The sequence below is a fragment of the Sphingosinicellaceae bacterium genome (assembly GCA_019285715.1).
GTDB lineage: Bacteria > Pseudomonadota > Alphaproteobacteria > Sphingomonadales > Sphingomonadaceae > Glacieibacterium.
In genome coordinates this window covers 349278-367989 of sequence record CP079108.1, presented here as the reverse complement: position 1 = coordinate 367989, position 18712 = coordinate 349278, and the positions used below count along the sequence as shown (strand labels likewise).

Annotated in this window: 16 protein-coding genes; 8 read left to right on the top strand and 8 right to left on the bottom strand. The window is 65.4% G+C overall.

Features of this window, described 5'->3' with window-relative positions; translation table 11 throughout:
• Window positions 1-2: 2 nt before the first annotated feature.
• The 3 genes from treF to KX816_01805 all read right to left on the bottom strand — a co-directional run bounded on the left by treF (window position 3) and on the right by KX816_01805 (window position 5578).
• Window positions 3-1640 (bottom strand): alpha,alpha-trehalase TreF, encoded by a 1638-nt coding sequence (treF, locus tag KX816_01815; protein ID QXQ06829.1) that lies wholly within the window; start codon window positions 1638-1640, stop codon window positions 3-5.
• Window positions 1641-1712: 72 nt separating this feature from the next.
• Window positions 1713-4148 (bottom strand): TonB-dependent receptor, encoded by a 2436-nt coding sequence (locus tag KX816_01810; protein ID QXQ06828.1) that lies wholly within the window; start codon window positions 4146-4148, stop codon window positions 1713-1715.
• A 500-nt stretch (window positions 4149-4648) separates the two neighbouring features.
• Entirely contained in the window at window positions 4649-5578 is a 930-nt protein-coding gene (locus KX816_01805) for a helix-turn-helix transcriptional regulator (GenBank protein ID QXQ08348.1), read from the bottom strand.
• Window positions 5579-5672: 94 nt separating this feature from the next.
• Here KX816_01805 and KX816_01800 point away from each other — a divergent pair, with 94 nt between their 5' ends.
• Window positions 5673-6575, top strand: coding sequence for an SDR family oxidoreductase (locus KX816_01800; GenBank protein ID QXQ06827.1), 903 nt, complete (start codon window positions 5673-5675; stop codon window positions 6573-6575).
• 316 nt (window positions 6576-6891) lie between these two features.
• On the opposite strand, the gene KX816_01795 is transcribed toward KX816_01800, so the two are convergent.
• The 5 genes from KX816_01795 to KX816_01775 form a co-directional block, all read right to left on the bottom strand.
• Entirely contained in the window at window positions 6892-7149 is a 258-nt protein-coding gene (locus tag KX816_01795; GenBank protein QXQ06826.1) for a hypothetical protein, read from the bottom strand.
• Window positions 7150-7386: 237 nt separating this feature from the next.
• The gene (locus KX816_01790) at window positions 7387-7908 is read right to left on the bottom strand and encodes a tryptophan-rich sensory protein (protein ID QXQ06825.1); all 522 of its coding nucleotides are present in this window, start codon (window positions 7906-7908) and stop codon (window positions 7387-7389) included.
• A 584-nt stretch (window positions 7909-8492) separates the two neighbouring features.
• Window positions 8493-9515, bottom strand: coding sequence for a FecR domain-containing protein (locus KX816_01785; protein ID QXQ06824.1), 1023 nt, complete (start codon window positions 9513-9515; stop codon window positions 8493-8495).
• Window positions 9512-10006: an RNA polymerase sigma factor gene (locus KX816_01780; GenBank protein ID QXQ06823.1), complete on the bottom strand. Its 495-nt coding sequence runs from the start codon at window positions 10004-10006 to the stop codon at window positions 9512-9514. Before KX816_01780 ends, KX816_01785 begins: the two co-directional genes overlap by 4 nt.
• A 168-nt stretch (window positions 10007-10174) precedes the next feature.
• On the bottom strand, window positions 10175-13195 hold the full coding sequence (locus tag KX816_01775; GenBank protein ID QXQ06822.1) for a TonB-dependent receptor: 3021 nt from the start codon (window positions 13193-13195) through the stop codon (window positions 10175-10177).
• A 199-nt stretch (window positions 13196-13394) separates the two neighbouring features.
• Between KX816_01775 and KX816_01770 the strand changes: the two genes are divergently transcribed.
• The 7 genes from KX816_01770 to KX816_01740 all read left to right on the top strand — a co-directional run bounded on the left by KX816_01770 (window position 13395) and on the right by KX816_01740 (window position 18588).
• Window positions 13395-14144 (top strand): SDR family oxidoreductase, encoded by a 750-nt coding sequence (locus KX816_01770; GenBank protein QXQ06821.1) that lies wholly within the window; start codon window positions 13395-13397, stop codon window positions 14142-14144.
• Window positions 14137-14607: a nuclear transport factor 2 family protein gene (locus KX816_01765; protein QXQ06820.1), complete on the top strand. Its 471-nt coding sequence runs from the start codon at window positions 14137-14139 to the stop codon at window positions 14605-14607. Before KX816_01770 ends, KX816_01765 begins: the two co-directional genes overlap by 8 nt.
• Window positions 14608-14609: 2 nt before the next feature.
• The gene (locus KX816_01760; GenBank protein ID QXQ06819.1) at window positions 14610-15644 is read left to right on the top strand and encodes an SLAC1 anion channel family protein; all 1035 of its coding nucleotides are present in this window, start codon (window positions 14610-14612) and stop codon (window positions 15642-15644) included.
• 95 nt (window positions 15645-15739) lie between these two features.
• On the top strand, window positions 15740-16522 hold the full coding sequence (locus tag KX816_01755) for an alpha/beta hydrolase (protein QXQ06818.1): 783 nt from the start codon (window positions 15740-15742) through the stop codon (window positions 16520-16522).
• The gene (locus KX816_01750; protein ID QXQ06817.1) at window positions 16519-16737 is read left to right on the top strand and encodes a hypothetical protein; all 219 of its coding nucleotides are present in this window, start codon (window positions 16519-16521) and stop codon (window positions 16735-16737) included. Before KX816_01755 ends, KX816_01750 begins: the two co-directional genes overlap by 4 nt.
• Before the next feature lie 17 nt (window positions 16738-16754).
• Complete coding sequence (soxC, locus tag KX816_01745; protein QXQ06816.1) at window positions 16755-18020, top strand: sulfite dehydrogenase; 1266 nt, start codon at window positions 16755-16757, stop codon at window positions 18018-18020.
• Window positions 18007-18588 (top strand): cytochrome c, encoded by a 582-nt coding sequence (locus tag KX816_01740; GenBank protein ID QXQ06815.1) that lies wholly within the window; start codon window positions 18007-18009, stop codon window positions 18586-18588. The genes soxC and KX816_01740 overlap by 14 nt, the downstream gene beginning before the upstream one ends.
• Window positions 18589-18712: the final 124 nt, after the last annotated feature.

Genomic DNA, 18712 nt, shown 5'->3' with positions numbered 1-18712 from the left:
ACTTACATCGGGGCCGGCGCGATGCCTCCGGCTGGGCATTCAGACGTGATCGCGGCCGCCATGCCGGGACGATCCAGTAGTGTGCGCGTGACGCCGTTGGTCCAGCCGAAGCCGTCCTGCACGGGATACTCGCCGCCGCCGCCGGCCTTGCCGCTGTCGACATCGTATTTTTCCACCATGCGACCGGTGCACGCGTAAAACGTCGAAACCGTTTTCACCCAGCGCTGCGCGAGGTCGTCGGCAAGCGCAGTGTGGCCGCTTCGGTCGAGCCCGTGCACGCCGATCCAGAGCAGCGGCGCCCACCCATTGGGCTCGTCCCACTGCTGTCCGGTAAGGACCGTGGTGGTGCGCAGGCCGCCGGGGGCGAATAAGGCCGCCTTGGCGAGACGGGCGGTCGCGTCGGCCTGAGCGGGCGTCGCCAGGCCGACAAACAGCGGATAGAGGATCGCCGCACTGATCGCGGACGTCGGCTTGGCGGTCGAGCGATCCCAGTCGGTGAAGCGGCGATCTTTGGAGGACCAGAGATAGGTGGAGACGGCGCGACGGCGAACGTCAGCCTGCCGATCGTAACTGGCCGCACACACTGTGTCGGCGATCGCCCTGCATCGCCCGGCGACCGCCTTTTCCAGGTTCCACAACAGGCTGTTGAGGTCGATCGGCACGATGTCTGTGGTGTGGATAGTGGCCAGCGTACGGCCGTCGCGGAGCCAGCGCGAGCTATAATCCCAGCCGCTTTCCGCCCCCGCGCGCAGGTCGCGATTCACCTCGGCGGCAGGCCGGGGTGCTGCAGCGTCGGCGGTAGCAACGTCCTCGGCATAGGATTCATCGCGCGGCGTGTCGCGCGCATCCCAGTAGCGGTTGAGCAGGCTGCCGTCGGGCATCCGCACGACATGTTGGCAGGAACCGCCTGCATCGAGGCAGGTCGTCCCCGCCATCCAATACGCATGTTCCTGCTTAAGCGCGGCAAGTCGCTGTCGGTCGATCGCCGGCTCGTGGGTGTCGGACAGGTCCATCATCAGCGCTAGGAACGGCGGCTGCGAGCGCGAGAGATAATAGCTGCGCGTGCCGTTGGGGATGTGGCCATAGCGCTCGATCACCGATACGAAATTGGCGAGCATCGAGTCGATCAGCGGCTGCTCGCCGTCGGCCTTGAGGCCAAGCATCGTGAAGTAGCTGTCCCAATAGTACATCTCCTGATAGCGGCCGCCCGCCACGACGTAGGCATACGGCAGCTGAAGGGAGGAGGCACCGGGAACAACTGCCAGCGGCGGCTTCGCGAGGATCGGCCACAGCGAAGTTATGTGTTCGCGCATCGAGACCTTGGGGCTGACGTCGCCGGCCTTGCGGAAATAGCGCGCAACGAAGGCAGCGAGCGCGTCACGACCTTGCGGGGCGTCATGGGCGTAGGCTGCCATGATCGCGCCGGGCGCCTCGCGCGGGATCATGTCGGCGAAGGTCTTGCTGTCGGGGAAGACGTGCGCGAGCTCTACCGCGCGGTAGAGGTCGCGATAGACGTCGTCGGGAGTTGCCGCCGCACGCGACACCGCGACGGCACGCTTTGCGGCGTCGGGATAAGGCGCGGCGCCGATCAACGCAAACACGACGAGCAGGAGACCGAGCGACCGGCAGAACGACGTCATGGGCGGTCCCTCGAATAAAACGAACCGGCCGGAGTGGAGGCTCCGGCCGGCAGGCAAGCAGTTCGGATCAGATCAGAACTTGTAGGCGGCGGTGACGGTCGCGTGACGCCCGAAGATCGAGCGACCCAGGAAGAAGCCGTTCTGATCGGCGGCGCCGACGGTGCGGACGTTGCCTTCGGTGAGCGCCAGCTTGTTGGTGACGTTCTCCACGGTGCCCTGGATCGAGAAGCGATCGTTGATGTCGATCGAGGTACCGAGATCGACCGTATTGTAGCTGCCCAGCGGCTGCTGGTTTTCGATGTCGGCGAAGCGGTTGCCGATATGCGTAAAGGTACCGAACAGGCGTGCCTGGCCCCAGCTCGTCTTGAAGGTGTACGACGGGATCGCCGCAATCTGGAATCGTGGCTGACGGTTAACGTTGTTGCCTGAGTTGGTGCCGAAGTTACGGAATTTGCCGTTCTGGTACACGCCGCGGGTGGCGAGCTGGAAGCCCTCGACGGGACGGATCGCGGCTTCGAACTCGACACCGTAGGCGCGGGATCCGCCGAACTCGACGAAGTTCTGCTCGACGCCGTCGATGACGCGGATGTCCTGGAAGATCAGGTTGCGGAACTTGTTGTAGAATCCGGTCAGGTACAGGTCGTAAAGCGGCGTCGCGGTCTTGAGGCCGATCTCGTACTGGTTGGCGCTCTGCGGCTTGATCAGCTGCGTGTTCGTGGCGTTACCGCGCAGGTCATCGAACTGCGGCAGCAGCGCGCCGTGGTTGGCCCGCAGGAAGCCGTTAAGCTGGCCAGTGAAGGCATAGTCCGCACCCGCCGTCCAGCTGACCTGCGTCTTCGAGTAACCCACGCGGGAGAAAGTGCCGTTGAGGTAGGTCGCGCCGTTGTTGTAGGCGGTCAGCGGGTTGTTATCGAGATCGCCGGTCGAGCTGTTCTCGTAGGTATCGCGCAATTTCACGTGCTCCACACGCACGCCACCGTCGAGCCGGAGCTTGCCGATCTTCCACTCGTCGCTGACATAGCCAGCGACGTTGTCGCTCTTGTAAAAGGCGTTGACGTCATAGGTGTTGGCACCGGTGAAGCCGTTACGGGTCAGCTGAGTACCGTCCACCAGCGACGCGTTGAGCACCCGCGCCTGCGGCTCGAGCGCGAGCAGGATGTTGTTGCCGAGATTCCAGACGTCATGATCCTTCACGTGCGCATAATAGCCGCCGAAGGTGATCGTGTTGCCTTCGAAAATCTCCTTGGACAGCTTGAGTTCGTCGGTGAAGCTCTGGATGTGTTTGGAAACCGCCCAGATACCCGCCTGGATCGTCTGCTGGTCCGCACTCAGCGCCTTGCCGCTATCGGCATAGGTGACGGTGCCAGGGCGCCCGGCGAGATATTCGCCGACGGTCTGCGGGTTGCTGCCCGTGAACAGCGCATAGGTGTTCGACCGACCCTTGGTGAAGTTGACGTTGTTCTGCAGCTGGAAGAAGCCGAAGTCATAATTGAAGGTGCTGCCCACCGTGTAGAGCCGCGAACCGCGACCGTCCTCGAGATCGACGTCCTTCTTCTGCGTTGGGCCGCCGTTGACGCTCGGGCCAGTCTCGATCTGCGTATTCTGGATTTCCTTGCCGACCAGCGTGTCGGTGCGCGCGTCGAAGCCCGGGATGGTGTGGAACTTACCGTTGGTCTCCTGGAGCGGCATCGGGGTGTAGAACGCGTTCTTGTCGTCGAGGTAGCGCGCATAAGCGGTGATCTTGCCGGCATCGAACTTGTGGGTGATGCTGCCGGTAAACTGGCCGCCGAGATCACCCGCGAAGCCGGTGTGCCGGAAGCCCTTCGAATAGCGGTAGAAGCCGCCGACCATGTAGGTCGTGTTGTCGTCGAGCGGACCCTCCGCCACGACATCGCCGCGATAGGTGCCCTCGGTGCCGTAGGTGGCACGCAACGACAGATGCGGGTCCTGTGTACCCTCCTTCAAGATAAAGTTGGTGGTGGCGCCGGGTTGGCCGTTCGAGAAGATCGGGCTCGGGCCGCCGCGCAGCACTTCGACGCGCTCGACAGTGTCGTCGAGCCGGAAGATCGAGCTGTCTTCGAGGAACGAGAGCGACGACGGCGCGATGATCGGCGATCCGTTCATCTCGACCGTCAGGAACGGTGCATCGCCGGTCGACGGGAAGCCGCGGATGAAAACGTTGGCGCCGGCCTGACCACCCGAGCTTTCGACCCACAGGCCCGGCACGATCTTGAGCAGGTCGGCCGTCGAGGTCGGCTGGACCTCGCGGATCTGCTCCGCCGACGCGGTCGAGATCGAGTAGCTGGCGTCGAGCTTGCGAATGCCCTCGCGGTTGGCGTTGCCGGTAACGACGATTTCCTGCGTATCCGGCGCGGTGTCGGGCGCAGGAGCGGCTGCGGGAGTGGCCGATGACGTCGGCGCTGTCTGGTTGGCGCCCTGCGCGAGCGCGGGCAAGGCACCGAGTATCGTGCCGGCGAGCAGTGCGAGGTTCAGCTTCGAACGAGTCATGTCTTCTTCCTTGGGAGTTTGTTTTTTGTTGTTAAAGTCAGCTTCGGCGGCAGTGGCTGCCCGCCAAGTGCGGCTGTCGGCGCGACGGCGAGCCGTGAGACTCATCGCAAACCTCTGATGCCCTGTTCCTCTGGAGCGGGCCGTCCTACCTCGCTAAGACCGGTGCCGCGAGATCGACCATTTAGTCAGTCTGAACATATCGGTGTGGGTGGGCATTTCGGTGCGAACCCATCGGGTGCCTGCATCGAATTCCTGCGCATTACAAAACGTCGAATTTGGAGCTTCCTTGGACCGCCTTATTGCCGCGCACATAGCGCCTTCCATGCGATTATCCAGCGCTGTCACTTCCGATCTGACGATCCGGGACTGCCTGTGACAGCATTACAACGCTTCGAGATGCACGGCCGTAATGAGTTGAACGAAAGGCAAATTCTGGCAGCGGAACAACAACCGGGGATTTCCAGGATTGGGCCACCATCTTCATCCGATCGCGGTCAGCTCTAGCGAACGTCCAGCAGCGATCGCAGACGCTCGGCATCTGCTGGCGTGGCAGGATTGTAGATGATCATTCCAAGCTCAGGCCTCCCTTCCACGGCGAACGAAGAAAACTCCATCGCCAGCAGCCCCGCGACGGGATGATGGATGCGTTTCACCCCCTCGCCGTGGGCGACGACGTCATTGTCCTGCCACAGCGCCTCGAACTCGGGGCTTAGGCGCGACAGTTCGGCGACCAGCTCGGTGGCGGCCGCGCTGGCGTTGGCGCCCGCCCGCGTCACGTCGGCGCGAAAGGCACCGACGACGAAGCGGGCGATGCTGTCCCAATCCTCGTTCCGTAGCCGGACCTGGTCGCTGCCAAACATCAGGCGCAGGATGTTGCGTCCTTCGCGCGGCAGCTTGGCATAGTCGGTCAGCAGCAGCGCTGCCGCCCGGTTCCAGCCGACGACGTCCCACATCGCCGTCTTGATGATGGCCGGGCTCAGCACCATCCCGTCAAGCACGCGCTGCAACCGGGGGCTGATGCCGTCGACCGGCTGGTAGCGCGCCTCCGGCGGACGGCCGAGACCCAGCATGTAGATGTGCTCGCGCTCCGGCTCGGTCAGCATCAGGCCCTTGGCGATGCCGTCGACCGGCTGGTAGCGCGCCTCCGGCGGACGGCCGAGACCCAGCATGTAGATGTGCTCGCGCTCCGGCTCGGTCAGCATCAGGCCCTTGGCGATGCGGTCGAGAACGTCGGCCGAGGGCGCACCTCCGCGGCCCTGTTCCAGCCAGGTGTACCATGTCGGGCTGATGTTCGACCGGCTCGCCACTTCCTCCCTGCGCAGCCCCGGGGTGCGCCTGCGGTCGCTGCCGAACCCCAGCGCCACCGGGTCGAGGCGGGTGCGGCGATCGCGAAGATAGGCTCCGAGTTGGTTGGGCGCTTCGCTGGCCATCATCAATCCTGTTAGGGGTTATACCATGATAACGTCACTACTTTAACACTTTGAGACAGGTTGCGATATGCCGCCCGGCAAGAAGGAGATCATCATGCGCGTGTTTCTAACCGGGGCGACCGGCTTTATCGGCTCGCACGTCATCCCCGAACTTCTCGATCGAGGCCATCAGGTACTCGGCCTTACTCGCTCCGACGACGGCGCCCGGCAACTCGAGGCAGCCGGCGTCGAAATCCATCGCGGTGACCTCGAACGGCCCGAGACGCTCGCCAGCGGCGCGGCAGCGGCCGACGCGGTGATCCACTGTGCGTTCGATCACAATTTCCAGACCTTCTTCGAGAACACCAAGAAGGACGGACGCAACATCGCCGCGATGGGCGGGGCGCTGGAGGGAACGCAAAAGCCGCTCCTGATCACGTCGGGCGTCGGTATCGGCACGCCGTTGAACGGCGGTCCGGCGACCGAGGACGTGCTCAACCCGCGCCACGCCAACCCGCGCATCGCGACCGAGCTCGCCGGTGCGGCACTGACCGCCCGCCGCATCGACGTCCGCACGATCCGGCTGCCGCAGGTGCACGACACCACCAAGGCGGGGCTGATCACGCCGCTGATCGCCGAGGCGCGCCGTTCCGGGGCTGTCGCCTATCTCGGCGAGGGACAGACGCGCTGGTCTGCGGCGCATGTCGGCGACGTGGCGAAGCTTTACGTACTGGCGCTGGAGAAGGGCGAGCCGGGCGCGCGCTACAACGCGTCGGTGGAAGAAGGTGTTACGGCACGCGCCATTGCCGAGGCGCTCGGAAAGGGTACTGGCCTGCCGGTCCGCTCGGTCGCGGCCGACGAGCTCGAGCACTATTTCGGCTGGATGGCGCCATTTGCTGGGTTGGACATGACCGCTTCGAACGCCTGGACGCGCGCGCGGCTGGGATGGGAGCCGACCGGCCCCGACCTGCTGACCGACCTCGCCGCGATGGATTTCTCGGTTTCCACCGACGCCTGATCGACTGCCGTTGTTCGCTGGCTCGCTGTCGCTGGCCGCCAAGCCAGCGGGCAACAGCTTCGCCGGCTTCTGGGTCGAGAGCATCTTTGATGCCAGCCCGAATGAATAAAAATATGGAGTAGAGAACCACGAATTGGGCTCCAAGTATCGGGAGCTGGGTCGCTTGCGCGAAGCGGTCATTTTCAGGGTGCGCCTAAGTCGCGGACGTCTGACCTAGTTGTTTCGCTAGCGGAAGTAGCCAGCTGCAAAACGATGCTGGTGACCGTCAGACATCCCTGACCACGGGTAATCGCCTATCGATCCAACAGTCTCCAGATCATAAGTTAGCTCGAGCTTCTTTGAGCCCATCGAACTCGGCTTCCAGTTCCGCGATCACGCTACGGTCGTCGGAAGGGCCGCCGATGGTTGGCCCTGATCGTAACAGGTCCAACTGTTTGCTGATGGCATCCATCGCATCGGTCATCTGCTCACGCAGTGGCTTTTCTGTTTGTGCCATGTGACGACCATAGGCCTTTGTAATTTTGAGCGTTAGCCCCCCTCGCACCAAGGTCTCCCGCCTGCTGCGCACACGCATCTCGGGCGCCCTGTCGAGTCACGACCCCCGCGGCTTCGCGCGCTTCTTCCACTGCGCTGATCGAGCCGCTCGAAGAGGGTTCAAGTGGCGGATCGACCCCAACCAACCCATCGATGCGCTCCGCGCGCAGCCACATGAGCACGGCACTCGGACGGATGGAATCGGCAGCGGTTGTTTACCTGAACGAGCGTGCGCTTCGAAGGTGCGGTCAACTGCCTCTGAATGTCCAAGCTTGGGTCAGCTTTCGTCGGGTTCATTGTTTCGCCAGATTTCCTCCGACAGCAACGTCGCGAACGCGACCCACGCCACGAGGGGCAAGCCGAGGCCGGCTGCTACAGGATCCGATTGCCTGGCCGCAGCGACATAAGCGATGGCGCTCGCGCCGAGGCCTGCCGAGGCTACCGTACCCCAACCTGGTGCACGTTGACCGAAGAACACTTCGCTCCAGCCTCCGATACCGACCTGGTTCAGAGTCCAAAGTGCGAGGGCTTTCGTGCGCTCTGGTGATGGCTCAGATCGAAGCAGACGATAACCCCCGTATGCCAGCGATGCCTCGATCGCGGTCCACGCAATTGGATAGATCGGCGTTGGTGGCGTAAACTCGGGCTTCTCGAGGCGCTTGTACCAGCGCTGGGTTCGCGGATGGTCCGGCGAGGGGCTTGCGCGCTTGCCAACGAGTAAGGCGGCGACGACTGCGCCGATTGAAAGCCCCGCGGCCCACCCTGCTGGTAGTCCGCCCGATCGTGATCCTGACAACATGCACGTTCTCCTCGGCACAAGGACCCTTCACACCGATCGCGGTTCCCGGCGAACGTCCACAGACAAGAGCCAACGCAGCTTTTGAGACCTCGGTCGCTTTCCGGCATGAATGAATGGCTGATTTGAATAAGCTACTAATGTCTGCATAGGGGTCGCTTGCCAGACGTATCATATCGCTCCTATTGGTAGCCCTCTGCCCGGAACAACAGCATCTGCCTGTCCCAGTCGTCGGCGCTCAGCGGCCAGCCGTGATGAAAGACGATCGGCTGGGCCCGCTCCCCAATCCTTGGAGGAGATCGAGGTGCCGTCCTTTGTCGTGATCGTGCTCATCGCCGGTCTTTTCAGCGGAGCTGAGGGAACTGGGACGGCGGCCCGGGTCGAGAAATGCGAGCGACGCCGCTGGCAACGGTCAGCTCGCCGGCCAGAACTGCGCGCCGCGAGGCGCCGTCGGCATAGTCGAGCAGGCTACCGTGTCGGTCGATGCAGCTATTGGAGTGGTACTACGCGATGCCCTCGATTGGGGCTCGCAGGATTAGACGCAGGCCCGCTTGAAAACCCGACCGACAAAGCGGGCGGTGCGCGAATTACTTGGCAGCAACGATTTCGAGATCGGTGCCGACCGCGACGACACGCACCGGATAGATTTCGGCCACCGTTCGGGCGAAGCGCGCGGCGTCGTCGGTGCGGAAGCTGCCGCTGACCCGGTAGCCGGCGACCTTGGGATCGCGAACGCGCAGCGGCGTCGCGGCATAGCGGTTGAGTTCGGCGGCGGCGGCCGACAGCGGCGTGTCGTGAAAGGTGACGACGCCGCGCTGCCAGTCGCCGACGGCACTGACATCGGCAGCGCTCACCACGGGCGGGCTGTCGCCGCGCGCCACGAGCTGCTGGCCGGGCACCAGGAAGATCGGCGGGCCACCGGTGCGGACCGCGACGCTGCCCTCGACCAGGACGACACGCATCAAGCCCGGATCGGCGCGGACCTCGAAGCGAGTTCCAAGCGCGGTCACCGAACGTTCCCCGACGGCGACGATAAACGGCCGTGAGGCGTCGTGAGCGACGGCAAACACCGCCTGCCCGTGCAACAACTCGACGCGACGGTCGCCGCCGGGGCTGAACACGACCCGCAATGCGGTGTCTGTGTTGAGCGTGACGTTGCTGGCATCGGCCAGTGCAAAGCTGCGCCGTTCGCCGCGCCCGGTCGCGAGCATCACCGGCACGACGCCCGCGCCGGCAACCTGGGTCGCCGTCGGACCGTCCGGCCAGCGAGCGAGGAAGGTCGCGCCGCCAACCAGTGCAACGGCGACCGAGGCAGCGATCGCGAACCGCCACGGAGCGCGGCTACGGGGTGCGACTGGTGCCGCAGGCGCGGCGCGCAGCGATTGGAGCTCGGGCGCATCGGGCGTGACCTGCTCCCATAACTGGCAGGCGCGGGCCCACGCCGCACCGTTGGCGGGATCGCTTTCGAGCCACGGCATGAAGACGTGGTCGTCGCCGTCGTCACCGTGGTCGCTTTCGTCCGCCATGTCCTGCCGGACCAGCAGCAGCGCCGCTGCCTCTCCAGAGGGCAGGCTCTGCAGGTGCTCGAGGGTAAGGGCTTCGCGGATCACGCGACACACCCGGGCGAGGTCATCAGATGTTGCACGGCGCGCGCCATGTGCTTTTCGACGGCGCTCACCGAAATCTCGAACTGCACTGCGATATCCTTGTAATTCTGTCCTTCCAGGCGACGCAGGACGAAGATCGTCCGCGTCCGCTCGGGCAGGTTCATCAGTGCTGCCGCCACAGCCTGCAACGCCTGACGGTTCTCGGCGACCCGCCCCGCATCGAAATCGGTGCCACTGTGACGCTCGCTGTCGAACGGCACCTGGTCGTCGGCGTGGCGGACGGTGCGGCGGCGATGGCGGTCGGCAAGCACGCTGGCGGCGGTCTGGAAGACATAGCCACCAAGGTTCTCGACCTCGCCGCCCTGGCGCGCCGCAATCCGCACGAAGACCTCCTGAACGAGATCCTCGACGTCGTTGATGTCGCGCAGCTTGCGGCGGAAGAAGCGGACCAGCGCCGGGCGAAAGGCGACCACGTCCTGCGCACTAATCGGCATTGCTGCTGCCACGTTCGGCCCCCCCGTCATGGACCTATATTGAGCGGTAACGCACACGGGGTCGAATCGTTTGGTCGGGCAAGGCGCGAGTGCGAGCGTGGCTTCGGTGTCCCTGTGGTGGCGCCTAGGATGACGCACGCAGCGCGGAAATCCTCACTCCCCGCCATATCAACTGCTGAGTGGCACTGTGATAGTCAGTTCGAAGCGCCGGCGGCGCGGGTCGCCGTAGTAGCTGTAGCCCTGGGTATAGGGTTCGGCGACGGTCGGCGGCCGGTGATCGAGGATATTCAGGATGCCGACGCGCAGTTGCGTGCCGCGCGGCACGAGCCCGCCCGCGCCGTCGACGAACGTGTACGCTCCCGAGAGGTCGAGGTAGAATTGCGCGGGAATATGCGACCGACCCTGATAAATGAGCAGTTGCTCGTCCGGCTGGGCATCATCCGATGTGATGACCCGGTAGTGCGAGTAGAACTGTCCATTCAATCCGAGCCGCAGCCGGCCTGACGACCAGTCGACGCCGCCATTGCCGCGCCAGGCCAGTGGCCCGTCGCTGTAGCCGATCCGCTGCCGCAGCGGCTGGCCGGCTTCGGCCTGTTGCCAGTACGTCGGTTGCCACGTCGCGCTCAGGTAAACGCGAAAACTGCCGTAGCGCCGAGTCTGGAAAGGCATGTCGAGCGTAAGATCGACGGCGTCGATGCGGCTGCGCGCGATATTGGCGGAGGTCAGGTCGATGCGGGTCACGATGCCGCCTGTATAGCCAAGCGCGGCGTCACCGGCGGAGAGCGGAGCGCGCGTAATCCGGTCCGGGTATTTTGCCTCGTCACTCAGCAGGCCAGCGACGGTGACGCCCGGAATCGCGCCGATTTCGTTCCGCTTGTCGATGCGCGTGAAATCCGCCAAGACCCGAAGCCCCTGGTCGCCGAACGGGGTCAGGACGACACCGGCCGAAAGGCTCCGCGCCCGCTCGGGCTTCAATGTGGCCGAGCCACCCTGGACAAGGGTGTACAATTCTTCGCTGCCAAGTTGCTCGCCACCCCGCTTGGGGTCGTGATCGCTGCTCGCCGCAAGCCCCATGTGCGATCCGAACTGCGCAATCGATGGCGGCAACACCCCGGTCGAGGCACTTGCGCGCACCATCAAGCCGTCGAGCGGCTTGAACCGGGCACCCAGCGTGTAGGCGAGCGCCGTGTTGCGGTTGTTGAACGGCAGCGCGTTCACCGCGGTGGGTATGACGGTCGCGGGAAGCGTCGTTTCGACCTGGTCAGCGCGCACCGCGAGCTGCAGGTCGAGTTCACGGAGCCAGCCGCCCTGGCCCGATACCGGCAGCCGGAGTTCGCCCGATAGCGATCGGGTCTGCTGCGCGATCCGGGGGGTATTCGACTGAAACATACTGTCGGCAGAATTGTAATTATAGACGCCTGCGGGCTGCCGCTCGCGGCGCTGTTCCGCGAGAACCGTCAGTGTGGCGGTGCCGCCGGGAAGTACGGTGAGCGGCCCGGCCATGCGCAAGGTGCCGTCGGCGAGGTGGCTGGTCTGCGAGAGCTCGGTCTTCAAGACACCGACATAACTTCTTAGATTGCCGACGAACTCGGCCCAGTTGCCGAACGGGTCCAGTGGCGGCTGGCCCTCTTCGGGGATGCCTAGTCGATAGGCGTAGAAATTACCGCTGATCTCGGTGGATCTGTCCCGGAAAACCCTCGTGGCCAAGCCGCCAGTATATTCCAGATTGGCACGCCACTGCCATGGCAGTGGGATCACCAGACCGCCGGTGTAGCGCAGGACGTGGATGCGGAACGACGTCACCGAATTGAATTGATCGATCGGCAGCGACAGGCGGACATCCTGCTGGAACGGATTGGTGGGATTGTCAGCGGATATGGTGCTGTCGATGACATTGGCTGGGCCGTTCAGCCGGCCATCGTCACGGGTATCGATGACATCAACTATCGCCTCGATTCCCGAACTTCCGAAACGATGCCGCGCGTTGAACAGGATGGCGCGCCGGCTTGGCCGGCTGACAATATCATCGCGGGCGCCGTTGGCCGTGTTGGGTAGGCTGAGATCGATCCGTCCCGCATTGGCGGCCAGCAAGGCGTTCCGCTGGCTCGCGTTACCGTCGAGCCCGACCGGCAGCGACGTGATCCGACTGCCAAGAGCAATGCCGCCCTGCTCGGACTTGAGCACCAGGTTCTCGTCGGCAACGATGTTGATCGCATTCCCGATCGGCAGATCGCCGAGCGCTGCCTCCGGATCGTTCGCATAGCGCTGGCGTCGCGCGCGCTCGGCAAAGTCGCGATCACCGTCGCGCAGGTCGCCGCTGATGCTGCGGCTGAACGCAAACATGATGTCGGTCCGACCATGGTCCGGCGTGAACCCGAGGCGCGCTTCCAGGCGTAGCTCGGGCGCGTCACCGCGCGTCGTCAGCCCGCTGGTGATGCTAGCCTCCGCGCCGCGATAGTCACGCTTGAGGATCAGGTTGACGACGCCCGAGGTTGCCCCGGGGCCGTAGATGCCGCCCGCCGTCGCGGTCAGCGTCTCGATCCGGTCGAGCGCATTGATCGGGATGCCGTTGATATCGGGCTGGTCGAATGCGTAGGGCAGCCCCGGCAAGCTGGGCATCCGGCGACCGTCGACCAGGATCAGCGTCTGCGTCGGCCCGAGGCCGCGCAGGTTGATCTCCGACCGCGTCGAACCCAGGCCGGTCCCGGAGTCCTGCGCCGGGCTGGCGATCTGCGCATTCGCGGGCAGGCGCGACCGGGTGAAGCCCTGGATGTCGCCGCTGTGCGCGTCCTCGATCTCGCGGCGGGTCGACACCTGGTAGGGCTGGATATCGTCTTCGGTGCGCCGGATATCGCCGTTCTGCGCACGATGACCGACGACCAGGATTTCCGGAATGGTTGCGACCGGCTCGAGCGGCTGTGCGGGCGCGTCGGCAATCGCATTGATCACGAAGGCCCCATCGCCGGTGCGATGGAAGCCGAGTTTCGTGCCTGCCAGCAAGGTCGCGAGCGCCGCCTCGACAGTCATCCTGCCGTTCACTGGGCGACTTGAGCGAGCACCGATCAGCGCTTCGGAAAACAGGATGTCGATGCCGGATTGCTTCGCCAGGTCGGTCAGCGCGGTCGACAGGCTCCCTGCCGGAAGCGCCAAGCGCGGGACGGTGACGGCACCCGCGGCTGGCATCGCCACCGCGGTAGTCGCCAGCCAGACCGATGCCGCAAATCCCCGCAAATGTCGTGCCCACCCCTGGGAATGGGACGTTAACCGAAGTTTGTACGATTTGGCAGTGGGGATTTCCAAAGCGGTTGCGTCTATCCTGGTGAACCGCACGGCGGGTCATCGTGATCCGACGTCTTTCGCGCGTTCCGAGTTCGCACGGGAGGACCGCATGGGCAGACTGACAGGCAAGATCGCACTGATCACCGGTGGCACATCGGGCATCGGCCTTGCCACGGCAAAACTGTTCGCGGCCGAAGGCGCGACGGTGATGATCACCGGCCGGCGCCGGGAGGTGTTGGACACGGCGCTGGCCGAGATTCCGGGCGGAACCGGATTACAGGTCGATTCCGCCAAGCTTTCCGAACTGGACCAATTGTTCAGCCGGATCGGGTCCGACTTCGGGCGCATCGACGTGCTGTTCGTTAACGCGGGCGGCGGCGCACTGTCACCGCTCGGGGAGATCAGCGAGGCACACTTCGACGACACCTTCGACCGCAACGTCAAGGGCACGTTGTTCACGGTGCAGGGCGCACTGCCACTGCTCGCCGATGGTGCCTCGATCATCCTGACCGGGTCGACGGCGGCAGCCAAGGCAACCGCGGGTTTCAGCGTCTACTCGGCCTCCAAAGCCGCGGTCCACGCGCTCGCGCGCAACTGGATGATCGACCTCAAGGGTCGCAATATTCGCGTCAACACGCTGGTCCCCGGACCCACGGTTACTCCCGGGCTGGTCGGATTGGCGGGTCCCGACAAGGCTAACCAGCGGGAATTGCTAAATCAGATGGCGCTCGGCGTCCCAATGGCGCGCGTCGGCGACCCCGACGAGATCGCGCGTGCCGCCCTCTTTCTCGCCTCCGACGAGTCCAGCTTCGTGACCGGATCGGAACTGTTCGTCGATGGAGGCGAAGGCCATGCATGACACCCGCCCGCCGCTGCCGCCGTTCGACGAGGCTTCCGCGACGCTGAAGGCTCGCCTCGCCGAGGACGGCTGGAACAGCCGCGACCCGGCCCGGGTGGCGCTTGCCTATACGGTCGACAGCGTCTGGCGGAACCGCGCCGAATTCGTCACCGGACGCCCGGCGATCGAGGGTTTTCTGACGCGGAAATGGCAGCGGGAGCTCGATTACCGCCTGATCAAGGAGCTCTGGGCCTTCACCGGGAACCGGATCGCGGTGCGCTTCGCCTATGAATACCACGACGACAGCGGCAACTGGTTCCGCGCTTATGGCAACGAGAACTGGGAGTTCAACGACGACGGGCTGATGCGGCGGCGGATCGCCAGCATCAATGAGCATCCGATCGAGCCGTCCGGGCGCCGGTTCCACTGGCCGCTCGGACGCCGCCCCGACGACCACGCCGGATTGACCGAACTGGGCTTTTGACGATGGCTGAGCCGCCCGGCCTCGAACTGGTGCCACAGATCGAGCGCGAAGTCGGCTCGTCACCATCGGGCGCCACGACCCGGCCGCTCGAATACCTGCCGGTCGCGCTGTTCGGTTCGGTGATGGGCCTGTCGGGCCTCAGCGTCGCCTGGCGGCTCGCCGCCGGGCGCTACGCCGCGCCGGACTGGGTCGCGAACGCCATTGCCGTCCTCGCAGTGCTGGCGTTCGCGGCAGTCGGCACCGCGTACCTCGTCAAGGCGGTTGCCGCTCCCGACGCCGTGCGCGCCGAATTCCACCACCCGATCGCGGGCAATCTGTTCGGGACAATGATCATCAGCCTGCTGCTGCTACCGATCGTCCTTGCACCGGTGGCGCTCCGCCTCGCCCGAGGCATGTGGATCGTCGGAGTGGTCCTGATGCTCGGTTTCGCTTGGCTGATCATCGATCGCTGGATGGGCAACCGTCAGCAGGTCGAGCAAGCGACGCCGGCGTGGATCGTGCCGGTCGTCGGCCTGCTGGACGTGCCGCTGGCGTTGCCCGGGCTCGGCTTGCCGCCGCTGCACGAGCTGATGGTGGGCTGCGTGGCGATCGGGCTGTTTTTCGCCGTGCCGCTGTTCACGATGATCTTCACGCGGCTGCTGTTTGAGACACCATTGCCCGACGCCCTGCAGCCAACCTTGCTGATCCTCGTCGCGCCGTTCGCGGTCGGCTTTTCCGCCTATGTCGCGACGACCGGCAGCGTCGATATCTTCGCCGAGGCGCTGTACGCGCTGACGCTGTTCATTCTCACCGTCCTGCTCGGCCGGCTGCGCCTGCTCGGTCGATGCTGCCCGTTCCGCGTGTCGTGGTGGGCGGTCAGCTTCCCGCTGGCGGCTTCGGCTGCGACCGCAGTGCGCTTTGCCGATGCCCGGCCGGGTCTGTTCACCGATGCCGTCGCGATGGCCGTGCTGGCACTCGCCTCGGCCGTCATAGCCGGGTTGCTCGTGCGGACCCTGCTCGGCGTGGCGCGCGGCGAACTGCGAACACTCAGCAGCTGAGGGCGGCGTCGAACATAATCATGGCGCAGGCGGTGTGGGTATCGCCACCGAATGCGTCAACCACTCCGAACGCAACGCTCGATAGGAACCGGATCATGACCAGGTTGATGACCGCCGCCTTGCTTGGCACCGTCTTGTGGGCTGCAAGTCCAGCGGTCGCGAAAAGCCCGACGAAGCCGACGACGATCGTGCTCGTCCACGGTGCCTTCGCCGGCTCGTCGAGCTGGAATGCGGTCGTCACCGATCTCGAGGCCGACGGATACCGCGTCATCGCCGCCGCCAATCCGTTGCGCAGCCTCGCGGGCGACGCGGACTATCTCGCGCGCATCGTCAAGTCGATCGCCGGTCCGGTCGTGCTCGTCGGCCACTCCTACGGCGGCGAAGTCATCGCGGTCGCGGCGAGCGGTGCGGCCAACGTCAAGGGACTGGTCTTCGTCGCCGGCCTCGCCCCCGAGCCCGGTGAAAGCGCCGCCAGCCTCGGCGCGCGCTTCCCGACCGGCACGCTCGGCCAGGCGCTGGCCCCGCCGGTCGTGCAGGCCAGCGGCGACAAGGACCTCTACATCGATCCGGCAAAATACTGGCAGCAGTTCGCCGCCGACGTGCCCGAGCCGGCAGCGATGCAGATGGCGGCGACGCAGCGCCCGGTCACCGAGGCGGCGCTGAACGACGCCGCCGGGGAGACCGCCTGGAAGACGACCCCGTCCTGGTTCATCTACGGCTCGCTCGACAGGAATATACCTGCAGCGCTGCACGCCTTCATGGCAAAGCGCGCTGGCGCGAAGCAGACCGTCGAGATCAAGGGGGCGTCGCACGTCGTGATGATCTCGCATCCGCATGAAGTGACACGGCTGATCGAGCGCGCTGCCGGGCAGCAATGAGCTGTGCCGATCCAGGAGCCGAGCGTGGCAACAGCGCTCGATGCAGTTACCGGGCGGCCCGGCGGCGGCCTGATGGCTGGGACGCGGCAACGCTTGACCGTTTCATCAGCGCGGTCGCGGTCGCGGTTCCCGGCACTCGCAGGACCTATTCCGGTCTCAAGGAACCGCAGCGCCGCGCCGAGGTCGTCGCGTTCCTGCTTAGCCAGCGCGACTAGATCAGGGGGAAGCAGCCATGTCGGATGACACGCGAGCAAAAAGCACCGATGAGCGCGCGGTATCGCGCCGCAACATCCTCGTCGCGTCGGTCGCTCTCGGCGGCGCAGCGGCGGCGGCACGCGCGGGTGCCGAGACACTGGCCGACGTCCCACCCCGCGAGCCCGGGGCCGAGCTCGGCGCGCACAGCGAGCGCTCCGGGTTCGTCAAGCTGAGCCGGGTGCCGGAGGCTGGACCGGGCGTCCGCAACGTCGACCCCGCCGATGCGATCAATTCCAAGACGCCGATCGGACAGCTCGTCGGCAACCTGACGCCGACCGACCTGCATTACGAGCGCAGCCATTCCGGCGTTCCAGACCTCGATCCCGCGAAACACCGCCTGCTGGTCCATGGCTTCGTCGATCGGCCGCGCGTCCTGACGCTGCAGGACCTGATGGCGATGCCGTCGGTATCGCGCACCGTGTTCCTCGAGTGCACGGGCAACGGCTGGGAGAACTGGAAGCGTGCCGACCCGATGGTCACCGTGCAGAATACGCATGGGCTGGTCAGCACCAACGAGTGGACCGGCGTACCGCTCGCCTACCTCGCCGAGCTGGTCGGGCGGCGGAGCAGCTCCACCTGGATGCTGGCGGAGGGCGACGATGCGGCCGGCGTGGCCCGCAGCATCCCGCTCACCGACGAGATCATGTCGGAGGCCTTTATCGCCTACGGGCAGAACGGCGAGCCGATCCGGCCGGCCCACGGCTATCCGATGCGGCTGATCGTTCCGGGCTGCGAGGGCAACGTCAACATCAAGTGGCTGCGTCGCCTGAAGTTCGGCGACCAGCCGTGGATGACGCGGTGGGAGACGGCGCGCTACACGCAATTGCTGGCGGACGGGCGCGCCCAGCAGTTCCAGCTGCACATGGACGCCAACTCGGTCATCACCTCGCCCTCGGGCACGATGCAGATCGCTCGTGGCTATCAGCGCATCACCGGCCTCGCCTGGAGCGGGCACGGGCGGATTGCGAGGGTCGACGTCAGCACCGACGGCGGCAAGTCGTGGCGTCAGGCGACGCTCGAAGGACAGGTCCTGCCGAAGGCACAGACCCGCTTCGGCTGCGACTGGGACTGGGACGGTCGTCCCGCCCGGATCCTGAGCCGCTCGACCGACGAGCACGGCGATGTCCAGCCGACCCGGCAGCAGTTGATCGACCGCGTCGGGACCAACGCGCTGTTTCATTACAACGCCCAGCAGACCTGGGCGATCGACGAGAGCGGAAGGGTGACCAATGTCCTGGTTTAGCAACGCAACGGCGGCGCTCCTCCTCGCGCTCCCGGTGGCTGCCGTCGCTGGAAGCCACCCCGACTTCGGGCGGGCGCCCAGCCCGGCCGAACAGCAATTGTGGGACATCGATGTCCGCCCCGACGGCCAGGGGCTACCGCCGGGCTCGGGGACCGCCGCACAAGGTCGCGAGCTCTTCCAGACCAACTGCGAGGGCTGCCACGGTGTTGCCGGCGTCGGTGGACCCAAGGACCGGTTGGTCGGCGGCAAGGGCAGCCTGGCGACCGACAAGCCGATCAAGACGATCGGCAGCTACTGGCCCTATGCGACAACCCTGTTCGACTACATTCGCCGCGCCATGCCCTACCAGGCACCCGGCTCGCTCAGCGCCGACGAGACCTATGCCGTCGTCGCCTACCTGCTCAATCTCAACGGCATCGTGCCCGACACCGCGCGTCTGGACCGCGCCAGCCTCGTCGCGGTTCGCATGCCGAACCGCGATGGATTCATCCCGGACCAGGAGTATCGCCACGTCCACCCGACTAAAGTCCGCTGGGCGCCGCATGGCGTTCGTTACCCAGCAAAATAATCTGCGGTCACGAAGATTGAAATGCCTGCGGAACGGTTCGAGTGGGCGCTCGACGACTGCCCATGTATCGCCCGGCGAGCGCCAGTTCTCGCGTGGCGATCAGAGCCGGTTTAGGCGTGGCGTC